Origin of the sequence: Mesorhizobium sp. M1078 (assembly GCF_040318615.1) — a bacterium.
GTDB lineage: Bacteria > Pseudomonadota > Alphaproteobacteria > Rhizobiales > Rhizobiaceae > Mesorhizobium.
Genome location: NZ_JAMYMP010000001.1, coordinates 667,825 through 679,381, shown reverse-complemented (window position 1 = coordinate 679,381; position 11,557 = coordinate 667,825). Strand labels below are relative to the sequence as shown.

Sequence of the window (11,557 nt, the reverse complement as noted above, 5' to 3'; positions counted from 1 at the left end):
CACCTTGCGGTCTGAGCGCATGCGGAATTATACGTTTGAACCTTGCGACTGAAATGGTTCGTTGGGGCTCGTGTTTGGGAGTGGCGACCGTGGACGAGAGTACAAATGGTGTTCGTGTCGAAAGGATCGACGGCCAATGGGCGGTGCAGATCTTTGAGAACGGCGAAACCACCCAGCATCTTTTCGAGAACGAAGAATTTGCCAGGAATTTTGCGGCCGGTCAGCTGATAAGGCTTAACTCCCCGCCTATCCAGCCAAAGCGCAGGCAGGAGCTACCCAGCGATTCGTAGGTGCGCCGCACCTCTAAAGCGAAAGCCGCCCGGTTGGACCCGAAGCGGCTCTAAATAATATGCAGTTTCTGCGCTTTTCGGTTGCGCGATGCGCAGTTTCTGCGTATATTCATTTCGCCGAAGCAATCCCGCTTCGGCAACGGACTGGAGGACACCATGAGCTTCAAGCTCACCTTCCACGTCCGGTTCGGCAGATGGAGATTGGCTCTCTCCATAGGCCGGTAACACCGGAGCCGGGTGGGGGTCCAAACCTCACCCGGTCCCGATATAGCGCAACGCAGGGCTCAATTCAATGGAAGCGATGAACGCACAACAATTGGAATGGCTCCGCAATGATCTTGGCTTGACGCAAACACAGATGGCCGAAGAGTTGGGTTTGAAACTGCGTGCCTACCAAGAAATCGAGGGGGGCAAGGCGACCCTTCGTAGGATGCATATCCTTGCTGCAGAACGGGTTGCATTGGCGCACGGCGCGAAAGGAAAGATCGGGGAAGGATCGATGTCGGATATTGTGTCATTCGACTGGTATGAACAGCTGATGGCAGACGCGAAGGCCTTTACCGATCCGCTTGTGTGATAAAAACCGATGCGCAACAAAAAACCCGCCTCATTCGGGCGGGTTCCGGCGCAAATCGTCACCGTGCCCAAATCTCTACCATACGTGACGGCACGTTTCAACTGTTGTGACGGGTTGCGGACTGCGACCCGTAGTGAAAAACGAGACGTTCCAGACCCATGCGCAAGAGCTGGGCCGGAATGTCTCGGACCACGTTCTCCCGCTGCGCCACTTCCTTGATCGACATCCCGAGACCGCATACCGCATCGATTACAGCCAGGATCTCGGGATAGACCAGAGCTTGCCGCGCCCGCGCCATCACCGCGTGGTTGTCGATCAGCTTGGCCGGGACACTCGCACCGGATCGGCCGCCGTCGACGCGCTCGCCCATGCCCATGGTCTTCAGGCCCTCGCGCGTCGCCAATTCGAAGTCAGCGCGATAGCGAGTACCCGCGTCCCGCTGCTTGTATGTCAGGCTCGAAATGCCCTTGAGGGGATCGACATTGCGAACCCGGGCTATGCCACCCGTGCTGATATAGCCGCCATTGCTGACATCGTAGACGCGCCTTGCGTCGGCGGTGCCGGCAATGAGCCGGTCGCGACCGTGATCGTCCTTCTGGACAGCGAAGTCATGGCCAAGGTCTCGCCGAATCTTCGCCTGTTCCGCTTCGCCTTTCCGCATCTTCGGAACGGTCAGCTTGCTGTTCCTGCTTTTCGTCATACTGGTTGTTGCTCCGGGTTGCGCTTCCATAGTCTGTCCATCAGTTGATCGTACCGCTCCGGCCCGAGGTGCTTGAACTCACATTCGTGGAAAGCTTGCGCCAGCATCTCGTGCAGATCGTTGCGGATCGTGTCCCAGAGGATCGGGCTTACACCCTTCCATGCCATTTGCTCTTGCCGCAGCTTGAAGGCGCGACGGATGTAATCGGACAGCGCCTGGTCACAGTCGAAGATCGCGTGATGGTACGCGTCATCAAGTTCAGCCTGGGAGAGCGTTTGCATCATGACGCCTTCCGCTTGCCGAAGGGCAGAACGTTCGAGCCAGGATTATTCTTACCGGCCCCTTCTTTCCTTGGGGTACTATCTGAGGGGTACTTGTCTGCAATGGTTGCAGTGACAGGACTGCAAATTTTGCAGTGACAACCGGGGTTATGTCCCTGCAATGGTTGCAGTGACACATCGCTTGTTTGCGACGTTATCTTCTTCAGCCGAGATTTGGCCTTTTGTTGCCTCAAGCGCTCTCGATGGAAAGCCGTCATGGCCGCGACGTGCTCGATTGCTTCATCCCGCCAGGGATTGATCAGCTTGAACGCGTCAACGGTGCCGGAGCCGCCGGCAGCGATCATGTACGGCCTTTTGGCTTCATTCTTGCCGGCGAGACGCGTTCGGCTTGTCCAATATTGCCGTTCGCTCAGTCCGGTTTTTGCGCAACCCAGCGTGATGGAAAGCCATGCTTTACCCGAAGGCCATTCCATGACCGACATATATGCCGCCAACAGTTTCAAGTCGGCAGCAGTCATCACCGGGTCCGCGTTGGCTGTCTCGATGAGGTCAAGTTTGAAAGAAGCTTTCGAGGTGTCGAGTTCCTTTTTCATGAAGTGCCTTTCTTGCGCGCTGCGTTCGCCATGACGGCTGTCAGGGCTCGCTGCACGGCAAAGATGCTTGATCGTTGGTGAAGGTCGTTGAAGTCCGTCCCGATATCGGGCGGCATGCCAAAGGGCAGCGACGTTTTGCGGGCGTAGTATTCGCTGGCGCCGAGGCCATCGAACTGCTTCAGCGGCTTGTCATTCTCAGCCGCGATGAAAACCCGCCCGCCGCTGTGGCCAGCTACAGTGACGATATTGGCGGCCGAGAAGCAGCAGAGGACGGTCGGTTTGATCTTCATCCCCTGCAGAGCGGCGCGGACGGAGAGGCCCGTTGCATAGCCTTCACAGAGCCAGGTATCGACGCCGGTGCTGATCCGGTGGGCAGCGCCCCATGTGGCCCCGCCGAAAAGAAACTTCTTGGTGCCGTCTTCCCAGATCAATTGTGCAGACGCCACTTGGCCGCCGATGCGGGCCGGTATGACCATCGCGGAAGAACAGCCGGCATCGGGCACGAGGTAATCGCCGCCGATCCGACGCACATCTTCCACCCGGATCACCATGGCCTTTTCGTCACGAAACCCTTTCGCGGCCAGGTAGGGGTGCGCGGCGATCTTGGCCGTGGCGATCATGTCCGACGCTAGTCGGGCAGCGCGTGCCGCGTCGGCCTGCTTCTTGCGCTTTGAAAACTCGATTTGCTTTGCGATTTTCTGCCGATCGCGTTTCTCGACCTCCCCACCCATCCCGACGGTTACAGTCTCACCGGTTTGCCAGTTGAAGGCCGTGACGTGTGTTTCGTTGATGATGACGCGCCCGTCGCCCTTGCCGTTCTTCCCGGACAGCGTGTCGGTGTGAAGCCACTTGCCGTAGCTGCGTTCCTTTGGCGGAATGATGCCGACCGAAGAGCATGCGTCGTCGATCGCGTCTTCGATGCTCATGCGGCGCGCCTCGGCTTGTTGCGGAACCGTTTGATTTCGCGTTCGACAAGCTGCCACTCGTCAACCTTCACCTGGCTGTGTTCGCAGGCCGCATCGAACAGGCCATAGGGCAGCTTGCTGCCGGGGTAGATGCCGCGCCAAACGCCATAGGCCCACTTGCGAGACGATTCCTCCCCCTTGCGCCCATTGGACAGGCAATAGGCCAGCGCCGTGTTCCAGATCGACTTCGGATCTTCCAGGCATTTCGCGCGCAGACCTTTGCGCGGCGTGAAGGCGTTCTTGATGCTGAAATCGACATCGATCAGCTCGCCTTCAACGACTTGAATTTCGCCATACTTCGGCCGCTGCCAGCCGCAGGAAACGCAAGCAGCGTGGTGGGGCTCCATTTGAAGCCCGCACTCGCCGCAAAAGTATTTCTGTTTGACTTTCTGGTTGGGCTCCCGAGCCTCGTCGTCTTTCTTTTGAGCGCTCGACAGGCTGTGGACGCCATGTTCGAACAGCCAGGCAGTGTCTTCAGCGAACGTGACGCAGTTGCCGGAGTGATCCAGCCACAGCCCGAAATCTTTGCCTTCGGAAATGCGCATCACGCGCCCAAGCTCTTGGATATGGGACGAGAAGGATTTTCTGTAGGGCCTGCAGGAGATGCCGCACATCACGTCCGGCACGTCGAAGCCCTTGGTCAGTACCGCGCAGGAAACGAGCCCGTGGATCGCGCTGTCCGGCTTGCGGAATTCTTCGATTTTGTCGCGCCGCTCTTTGTCCGAGGCGTCCAGGTAGCTGATTTGTTGAAAGTTGAAGCCAGCCGCGGCGAACTGCCGGCAAAGCTCTTCACCGTGGGCAACGGACGGTGAGAAAACGAGGGTCTTCACCGGACCCCCGAAATGCTTTTGTGTCTGTTGAACCCATGTATGGATCACGTCGCCAATGATTGTTATCCCGCGTTGGCCGGCGTCGGTTTCGTCGTACTCGCCGGTGAACGCCTTCTTCGCGCCCTTCATGTCAGGCGCGACGCACGCTTTGATCTTGAGCGGGGTCAGCCAACCATCCGCGAGAAGCTGATTTGTCGTCGCGCCGTTGACGAGGGCGTCCCAGTGGTCGGCCATACCGTCGGTGAAAGGCGTCGCGGTCAAACCGACGACGATGGCGTCTTTGGCGCGTTCGACCAGCTCAAGATTGGATTGGTATTCGCAATGAGCCTCATCAATGATGATGAGCTTCGGCAGCTCGCTGTCCAGATATTTGCGCCGTCCTAGCGTTTGCGCCGATGCCACCTGCACAGGCTTCGTCGGATCGGTCAGCCAGTGATCGGCCTGGATAATGCCGTGGTCGATGCCGTATTTTGCGAAGCGCTCGCTGGTCTGGTCGATCAGCGTGACGCGATCCACGATGAACCAGGCTCGAGAATTCTTGGCTTGGTTTTTGGTCACGAGATCGATTGCGGTCTCTGTCTTCCCGAACGCCGTCGGCGCCACCAAGATGATCCGGCGTGCGCCTTCGCGGATACGCTGCCGCAAAAGCTCTTCCGTTCTGATCTGGTGAGGACGGAGCGATATCTGGTGATGGGCTGGCGGAAGCGCGTTCATACCGCTACCCCCGGCGCTTCGTCGATCATGCGACCGCACGTCGTCAGGAACCAGGACCAGTCCATTTCCGAAACCCCGGCCGGCTTGGTCAGGGACAGATAGCGGGCGAACTGTTCGGCCCATTCGCGAGGCGCGCCAGCTTCAAACTCGACGATCGCGGCACGCTCTTCGAATTCGATGTTCTCGTCCGAGCGCAGATATTCGGCGACGGCCTGACTGTTCTTGGTGATGTACGTTTTCGCGGATGCAGGCAGCTTCTTCGGGTTCACGATCCGCAGGGAGTTGCCGTCCAGCACGATGTTTGCGCCAAACGACCGCACTCTGCTGAAGAGATCGGCCACGTCAGCCAAGGGAAATGACCTCATCATCCGAAGATCGCGGATCAAGGGGAATGACCACGTCGCCGGACCAGCCGAGATCAGTGGCGCGCTTCTGCCACCCCTTTGCCCGCTTCATCCATCCGGCCTTGTCTTCGCTCTCCTGGATCAGCCGGGCGTTGAGGGTGCGAATTTCTTCGTCCTTCCCAGCGATCACAGCTTCGAAGCCGCCTTGCTGATACTGCACCCACATGTCGGCGAACTTTGCGTTTTCAGCCTTGAGCGATGCGTTGTCCGCTTCCAGGCCGCGCACCCGTTCTTCCAGTTCAGACACACGGTCTACAGTCTCGACATTCGAGCCGTCGGCTTTGGTCTTAGCGACTCCGCGAGTGGTAACGTGCTGCTTGACTGCATCGGGCAGGGCAGCGCGGGATTGTTCCCGTTGGCGGTCATGGTCGACCTTCGCTTTATCCTTCGCGGCGCGCTTCTCCGCTATGACATCGGTGGCGGCCTTTGCAGGCTCAGCACCCCTATCGATGCGTGCGACTATCTCGGCCTTCACAGCCGGCAAATCGTCCTTGATCGCAGCGGCGTCGCGCTGCGTGATTTGTGCCGCATGCGGCACAAAATCTTCGATCTCGCGGACGACGCGGCCGAGGTCGAGAAGCCGGTAGGAATTACGCCGAGACATTGCGAATTCGGCCTTTACATAGGCTTCCCAGGTCGCATGGCGCAGCGCCTTCCATGCCTCGCGCTCCTGCGCCTCCAGGAGAAGCGCCCACACATTGTCAACGGCTTTGCGGATGCGGACTGTAAGCGCGGCGGCCTCCCGTTCGGTAAGTGAGCGGGTCGCCGGCGCTGTCTTCGCGGTTTTACGGATCATCATGCGGCATCTTTCATAGCGAGCAGTCGGCGAAGTTCCGCCAAGGCTTCGTCAACGGTAAGGGCGGATGCCGTGATCCCGGTCGACGGGTCGCAGGCGATCACCGTGCCGTCGCAGGTGCGAACAACAGTGAACGCTTTCTCGCGGCAGGTTTCAGCTGGTGCAGCAAGCGGCGATGGGCGCCGTCGATTGCGATCTTGCCATTTTCCATGCGCCAGACGGTCGTGTAGTTGCAGCCGAGGTAGGCCGCCAGGTTCGAACGCTTCCAGTTCCGGGCGTTGCGGATCGCCACGATGTCGGACGGCGTTATCGGTGCTGCTTCTGCGATGTCGGGCGTTTCGGTCATCAACGTTCCTATGCGTTCGGCAGCTATCAATGCGTTAAGCATAGCACGTCATCGGCAGAAAACAATGCAGCGCGCATCACTCTTTTCATGCATAATGCATCGGAATTCAATTTTCATGGGGATTTTCTATGCCGTCCGAGGATAATCGCGCCAGCCGCCTACGCAGTGCGCGCCTATACGCTGGCTACAGGTCAGCCACTAAAGCAGCGGAGGACCTCAAGGTGCCGGTCGGCACCTACGCCGGCCATGAAAACGGCTCGCGTGATTTCGACACCGAAACCGCTAAGCTCTATGCGTCATTTTTCAATGTCCGGCTTGCCTGGCTAATGCTCGGCGAAGGACCACGTTCGGACGCCGGCCTGAGAGAGCCAGAGCGGATTTCGATTGATGAATGGGACCCAGCCGAGCCTGACCACGTCAGCCACATCGACAGCGAGAATATTGGCGATGACGGCGGCGTCCTGTCAGGTGCGCAGCGCTACACGCCAAAGACGCCAGGAGCTACGCCGGAGATTGATGTAAGGCCCGGTGCCGGTCACGGACAGGCAGGGGCCGAGGTGGTGGCCATATCGAGCGCAGGGACGGTGACCGGGCACAAGGTCGTGAATGAATGGCTGATTCCGGACAGCTTCTTCAGGCATGAGCTGCAGGCGTCGCCCGCCGGCTCGATCTTCATGGCGGTCGTCGGGGATAGCATGGTTCCGACGCTCTATCCCGGCAACCGGATCATCGTTGACACCAGGCAAAGCAGCTTCGGCGCCGACGGCATTTATGTGTTCGATGACGGAGACGGCGAGCCCAGAGTAAAGCGGCTGTCGAAGGTACTGTTCAGCCAGCCGCCGGCGGTCACAATCCTTTCCGACAATCCTGCTCACCCTCCGCAGAACGCATTGCTTGAACATGTCCGAATCATCGGTCGCGTCGTCGGACAGGTCTCGCGCCTATAATTTTTTTCTGCGCGCGATCGCATAAATCAGTGCGCAATGCATTGACTTGGTTAATGCAGAATGCATTAATGGCTTCATCGATAGAGGAGCCATCCCATGCACACAGCCGCTCATTCAATCTTCGCCGATCTCGCCCGCCCGCTCAATGTCGATTCGGACGGCTCGTGCCGCCGGCTATAACCCTGGACGATCTGCCGATGTTCGCGACCGATTTGCAGATCGCAGAAGCCATCGTCGGCAGGGAAAAGGCTGAAAAATGGACACGCGAGCGCCTGCCAACCCTTGCCAACAAGCCCGGTTTCCCGGCTATTGATGAATTTCACGGAGGGCGCCCGGTCGCCTTGGTGCGCAGGTTCTACGAAAACTATCTCGGAACCGGCCCAACCACGGCAACGGCGCCACCCGGCAAAGCGGACGCAAGCCAATGGAAGTCGAAGACCAGACAAAGGCCCCAGGCCTGAAATGGATCAAGCGCGCCGGCGGGCGCGTACCGCACTGGATTGCCGATGAGAACGACGTCAAGAACGGCTATATCCCGAAGACGGTGAACCTCTACTACCTCGCCGATCAGCCGGAGATGCTCAAGGCAAAGTGCGATGCGCTGCAGGCCGAGATGCTGCTGTGGCGCACCGGCTATCGCGCCGATCCGCTGAAATTCGATGGTGCCATCAAGTCACTGCTGACCATTTACGAGACCCACAAGCGCAGTCCCTATCGTAAGCTGAAGCCTGGGTCGCTCCGGCCTTACAATCACTACCTCAAAAACCTCAAAGCCCACGTCGGCAGCGTCCGCCTCGATGAGACAACCGGGGTTGACCTCATAGACTGGCACGACGTGTGGTCTGAGAACGGGCGATACCTCGCCGCAGCGTCAACTGCCCGTGCCGTGCTCTTCGCTGCCGTCAGCTTCGGAATCATGATGCGTCTGCCCGGTTGCTCGGAACTGGCTGTTGTCATGCGCGAGACAGCGAAAAAACTCCCCCACCCAAAACCCCGCAAGCAGTCTGCCACCGCCAACCAGATCATTGCGGCGCGCGCAGCTGCGCATCAGGCCGGACGGCCTTCGTCGGCACTCGCCTATGCCCTGTGCTTCGAGACAGTGCTTCGCCTGTGGGACGTGATCGGCCAGTGGTGGCCGATGGACATGGGCGGAATTTCCGAAGTGCTCGACGCCGACCGGGATCTGAAATGGTTCGGTCTGCGCTGGGAAGATATCGACGCCGCCATGGTGCTGCGCTACACGCCATCCAAGACCGCCGACAGCACTGGCATCAGCATTTCGTATTCGCTGAAGAAGGCGCCGATGGTCATGGAAGAACTGCAGCATTGGCCGATCGAGAAGCGCAAGGGGCCGATCATCGTGGCCGAGGAAAACGGGTTGCCCTGGCGCCAAGATATTCGCGCAGCGGTGGTCGGTCGATCGCAAGGTCGCGGGCCTTCCCGTGGCCCTTTGGGCTCGAGACTTGCGAGCTTCAGGCATTACCGAGGGCAGGGCATCCGACGCCAGCCTGGACGATGCCAGCAAGGTCGCCGGCCATAGCGCAACCAGCACCACCAAGCAGTATGATCGCGCCGTGTTGGAGGCCGCCGACCGCTTTGCTGACGCGCGCGTCAAGCGCCGTGAACAGAGCGGTAACGGCAGCGGTAACGCGCGGTAACGGATTAAGAAGTTCGTAAGGAATTTCAACGGCCTGCACGAGCCCTGCTTTAACGCGCCCTTAAACCGCCGCATCTACCCTCCAACCCGAGCGCCATTGACACCGGGAAGACAGCGCAACGCATGGCGAACCGCAGAGACAGTCGCATCGAACCCAGCTTCGAGGGATCGCCAAAGGCGAAATCCGCGGCCGGTTTTTCGGTGAACGAGGAGGATCGGGTCGTGCCGGCCAATCGCAAATCATCTTCGGCGCGCAAAACCTCCAAGGCAAAATCATCGTCACGCGGCAAGCGCGGCAAACCCCGGCGCGGGCTGTTCGGCGTGATGGCGCGGATGTTCTACTGGTGCTTCGTGCTCTGCATCTGGGGCGGCATCGCGGTGGCCGGCATTGTCGTCTATTACGGCGCCAAGATGCCGGCGGCCACCACCTGGTCGATCCCCGACCGCGCGCCCAACATCAAGATCGTCTCGGTCGACGGGCAACTGCTTGCCAACCGCGGCATGAGCGGCGGGGAGGCGGTCGGCCTGCACGAAATGTCGCCCTACATTCCGGAAGCCGTCATCGCCATCGAGGATCGCCGCTTCTATTCGCATTTCGGCATCGACCCGATCGGCCTATCGCGCGCCATGGTGACCAATGTTCTGGGCCGGCGTTTCTCGCAGGGCGGCTCGACGCTGACCCAGCAGCTGGCCAAGAACCTGTTCCTGAAGCCCGACCGCACGCTGGAGCGCAAGGTGCAGGAAGTGCTGCTGTCGCTCTGGCTGGAGCACAAGCATACCAAGGACCAGATCCTCGAAATGTACCTCAACCGGGTTTATTTCGGCTCCGGCGCCTATGGCGTCGAGGCGGCCTCGCGTCGCTATTTCGGCAAGAGCGCGCGCGATGTCACTCTGTCGGAGGCGGCCCTTCTCGCCGGCCTCTTGAAGGCGCCGTCGCGACTGTCGCCGGCGCGGGATCCGAAGGCGGCGGAGGAGCGTTCGCAGCTGGTGCTGGCCGCCATGCGCGACGAAGGCAAGATCAGCGCCAAGGAACTGGCCTCGGCGATGAGCGCGCCGGCAACGCGCGCGCCGTCCTATTGGACCGGCTCGGAAAACTATGTCGCCGACACCATCATGGAAGAATTGCCCGATCTGATTGGTGACGTGCGCAGCGACATCGTCGTCGACACCACCGTCGACCTCAACCTGCAGAAGCTCGCTGAACAGTCGATCCGCCGGCTGATCGACGAGAGCGGCAAGAAGCTCAGTGTCAGCCAGGGCGCACTGGTGTCGATCGACAATTCCGGCGCTGTGCGCGCCATGGTCGGCGGCTACGACTATTCGACCAGCCAATTCGACCGCGCCTCCGAAGCACGCCGTCAACCGGGCTCGGCGTTCAAGCCGTTCGTCTATATGGCCGCGCTGGAAGCTGGTCGCACGCCCGACAGCGTGCGCAACGACGCACCGATCAGGATCGGCAAGTGGACACCCGACAATTATGGCGGCAAATATTTCGGCAAGGTAACGCTGGCGACCGCGCTGGCGAAATCGCTGAATTCCGTCGCGGCACAGCTGACCATGGAGGTCGGCCCCGACGCGGTGGTCGAGGCGGCGCACCGCATGGGCATCCAGTCCGATCTGATCGCCAACACCTCGATCGCGCTCGGCACTTCGGAAGTGACGCCGCTGGAGCTGACATCGGCCTATGTGCCGTTCGCCAATGGCGGCTACAAGCCCGACATCCATTTCATCCGCCGCATCACCACGACCGAAGGCAAGGTGCTCTATGACGACAATGGCGGCAGCGCGCCGCGCGTCGTCAAGCAGAACATTGTCGGCATGATGAACTCGATGATGACCGGCACGGTCGAGATCGGCACGGCGAAGAAGGCGGCCTTCGCCTGGCCGTCTGCTGGCAAGACCGGAACCAGCCAGAATTCGCGCGACGCCTGGTTCGTCGGCTACACCGCAAACCTCACCACCGGCGTGTGGTTCGGCAATGATGACGGCATGCCGATGAAGAAGGTCACCGGTGGCGCGCTGCCGGCACAGGCCTGGCACGAGTTCATGGTGGCCGCGCATGAAGGTGTGCCGGTCCGGCCGCTGCCCGGCACCTGGAAGTCGACGCCGCCCGACACCATCGTGCCCGACGATATTCCGTCAGTCGATAACAATCAGGCGGCGCCGTTGCCTGCCGTGGCCGTCAGCCGTTCGGAGCCTGCTGCCGCGCCGGCACCTGCTGCTGTACCCGCACAAGCACCGGTCCGCCGTCCGGCCGAAACGGTCGATGCCGACGGCTTCGACATGCCGGGCGACGGCGGCACCACGGCCTCCATCAAGCACCCGGTACCGCCGGGCAGCGTCGGCGGCCCGGCCAAGAAGCGGAAAACCTCAATCCTGGATATTCTCGGCGGCGGCTGAGCGGCTCGTCATTCTGGCTTCAAACCAATGGCGAGCTGGCAATCCGTTCCTCATATG

General features: G+C 60.3%; 14 protein-coding genes. 6 read left to right on the top strand and 8 right to left on the bottom strand.

Going from position 1 to position 11,557, the window contains the following annotated elements; genetic code table 11:
• The first annotated feature begins 89 nt into the window (after positions 1–89).
• Both NKH38_RS03435 and NKH38_RS03430 read left to right on the top strand, forming a co-directional pair.
• Entirely contained in the window at positions 90–290 is a 201-nt protein-coding gene (locus NKH38_RS03435; protein ID WP_245266144.1) for a hypothetical protein, read from the top strand.
• Between the two features lie 292 nt (positions 291–582).
• Positions 583–867, top strand: a complete 285-nt coding sequence (locus tag NKH38_RS03430; protein WP_031195517.1) for a helix-turn-helix domain-containing protein — start codon at positions 583–585, stop codon at positions 865–867.
• Positions 868–964: 97 nt separating this feature from the next.
• On the opposite strand, the gene NKH38_RS03425 is transcribed toward NKH38_RS03430, so the two are convergent.
• From NKH38_RS03425 to NKH38_RS03390, 8 genes are all read right to left on the bottom strand, one after another.
• Positions 965–1,597: a DUF6456 domain-containing protein gene (locus NKH38_RS03425; protein WP_245266145.1), complete on the bottom strand. Its 633-nt coding sequence runs from the start codon at positions 1,595–1,597 to the stop codon at positions 965–967.
• Positions 1,564–1,851, bottom strand: coding sequence for a hypothetical protein (locus NKH38_RS03420; protein WP_023831670.1), 288 nt, complete (start codon positions 1,849–1,851; stop codon positions 1,564–1,566). The genes NKH38_RS03425 and NKH38_RS03420 overlap by 34 nt, the downstream gene beginning before the upstream one ends.
• Positions 1,848–2,441, bottom strand: a complete 594-nt coding sequence (locus tag NKH38_RS03415) for a hypothetical protein (RefSeq protein ID WP_023807207.1) — start codon at positions 2,439–2,441, stop codon at positions 1,848–1,850. Before NKH38_RS03415 ends, NKH38_RS03420 begins: the two co-directional genes overlap by 4 nt.
• The gene (locus tag NKH38_RS03410) at positions 2,438–3,367 is read right to left on the bottom strand and encodes a primase/helicase family protein (RefSeq protein WP_023807208.1); all 930 of its coding nucleotides are present in this window, start codon (positions 3,365–3,367) and stop codon (positions 2,438–2,440) included. Before NKH38_RS03410 ends, NKH38_RS03415 begins: the two co-directional genes overlap by 4 nt.
• Entirely contained in the window at positions 3,364–4,950 is a 1,587-nt protein-coding gene (locus NKH38_RS03405; RefSeq protein ID WP_352759088.1) for a DEAD/DEAH box helicase, read from the bottom strand. The genes NKH38_RS03410 and NKH38_RS03405 overlap by 4 nt, the downstream gene beginning before the upstream one ends.
• Complete coding sequence (locus NKH38_RS03400) at positions 4,947–5,300, bottom strand: hypothetical protein (protein WP_023831672.1); 354 nt, start codon at positions 5,298–5,300, stop codon at positions 4,947–4,949. Before NKH38_RS03400 ends, NKH38_RS03405 begins: the two co-directional genes overlap by 4 nt.
• On the bottom strand, positions 5,293–6,153 hold the full coding sequence (locus NKH38_RS03395; protein ID WP_023833686.1) for a hypothetical protein: 861 nt from the start codon (positions 6,151–6,153) through the stop codon (positions 5,293–5,295). Before NKH38_RS03395 ends, NKH38_RS03400 begins: the two co-directional genes overlap by 8 nt.
• A gap of 97 nt (positions 6,154–6,250) precedes the next feature.
• Positions 6,251–6,496, bottom strand: a complete 246-nt coding sequence (locus NKH38_RS03390) for a helix-turn-helix domain-containing protein (protein WP_023833685.1) — start codon at positions 6,494–6,496, stop codon at positions 6,251–6,253.
• 128 nt (positions 6,497–6,624) lie between these two features.
• On the opposite strand from NKH38_RS03390, the gene NKH38_RS03385 reads away from it, so the two are divergent.
• From NKH38_RS03385 to NKH38_RS03370, 4 genes are all read left to right on the top strand, one after another.
• Complete coding sequence (locus tag NKH38_RS03385) at positions 6,625–7,443, top strand: LexA family transcriptional regulator (protein WP_023831675.1); 819 nt, start codon at positions 6,625–6,627, stop codon at positions 7,441–7,443.
• Between the two features lie 197 nt (positions 7,444–7,640).
• Entirely contained in the window at positions 7,641–7,904 is a 264-nt protein-coding gene (locus NKH38_RS03380) for a hypothetical protein (RefSeq protein ID WP_023807215.1), read from the top strand.
• Entirely contained in the window at positions 7,868–8,983 is a 1,116-nt protein-coding gene (locus NKH38_RS03375) for a site-specific integrase (protein ID WP_352759083.1), read from the top strand. The genes NKH38_RS03380 and NKH38_RS03375 overlap by 37 nt, the downstream gene beginning before the upstream one ends.
• Positions 8,984–9,223: 240 nt before the next feature.
• Complete coding sequence (locus NKH38_RS03370; protein WP_023728544.1) at positions 9,224–11,500, top strand: transglycosylase domain-containing protein; 2,277 nt, start codon at positions 9,224–9,226, stop codon at positions 11,498–11,500.
• Positions 11,501–11,557 lie beyond the last annotated feature (57 nt).

What these genes read in the sequence shown, in the direction of transcription:
- NKH38_RS03430 (WP_031195517.1), top strand. Translation starts at nt 583, where the DNA reads ATGGAAGCGATGAACGCACAACAATTGGAATGGCTCCGCAATGATCTT.
- NKH38_RS03425 (WP_245266145.1), bottom strand. Translation starts at nt 1,597, where the DNA reads ATGGAAGCGCAACCCGGAGCAACAACCAGTATGACGAAAAGCAGGAAC.
- NKH38_RS03420 (WP_023831670.1), bottom strand. Translation starts at nt 1,851, where the DNA reads ATGATGCAAACGCTCTCCCAGGCTGAACTTGATGACGCGTACCATCAC.
- NKH38_RS03415 (WP_023807207.1), bottom strand. Translation starts at nt 2,441, where the DNA reads ATGAAAAAGGAACTCGACACCTCGAAAGCTTCTTTCAAACTTGACCTC.
- NKH38_RS03410 (WP_023807208.1), bottom strand. Translation starts at nt 3,367, where the DNA reads ATGAGCATCGAAGACGCGATCGACGACGCATGCTCTTCGGTCGGCATC.
- NKH38_RS03405 (WP_352759088.1), bottom strand. Translation starts at nt 4,950, where the DNA reads ATGAACGCGCTTCCGCCAGCCCATCACCAGATATCGCTCCGTCCTCAC.
- NKH38_RS03395 (WP_023833686.1), bottom strand. Translation starts at nt 6,153, where the DNA reads ATGATGATCCGTAAAACCGCGAAGACAGCGCCGGCGACCCGCTCACTT.
- NKH38_RS03390 (WP_023833685.1), bottom strand. Translation starts at nt 6,496, where the DNA reads ATGACCGAAACGCCCGACATCGCAGAAGCAGCACCGATAACGCCGTCC.
- NKH38_RS03385 (WP_023831675.1), top strand. Translation starts at nt 6,625, where the DNA reads ATGCCGTCCGAGGATAATCGCGCCAGCCGCCTACGCAGTGCGCGCCTA.
- NKH38_RS03380 (WP_023807215.1), top strand. Translation starts at nt 7,641, where the DNA reads ATGTTCGCGACCGATTTGCAGATCGCAGAAGCCATCGTCGGCAGGGAA.
- NKH38_RS03375 (WP_352759083.1), top strand. Translation starts at nt 7,868, where the DNA reads ATGGAAGTCGAAGACCAGACAAAGGCCCCAGGCCTGAAATGGATCAAG.
- NKH38_RS03370 (WP_023728544.1), top strand. Translation starts at nt 9,224, where the DNA reads ATGGCGAACCGCAGAGACAGTCGCATCGAACCCAGCTTCGAGGGATCG.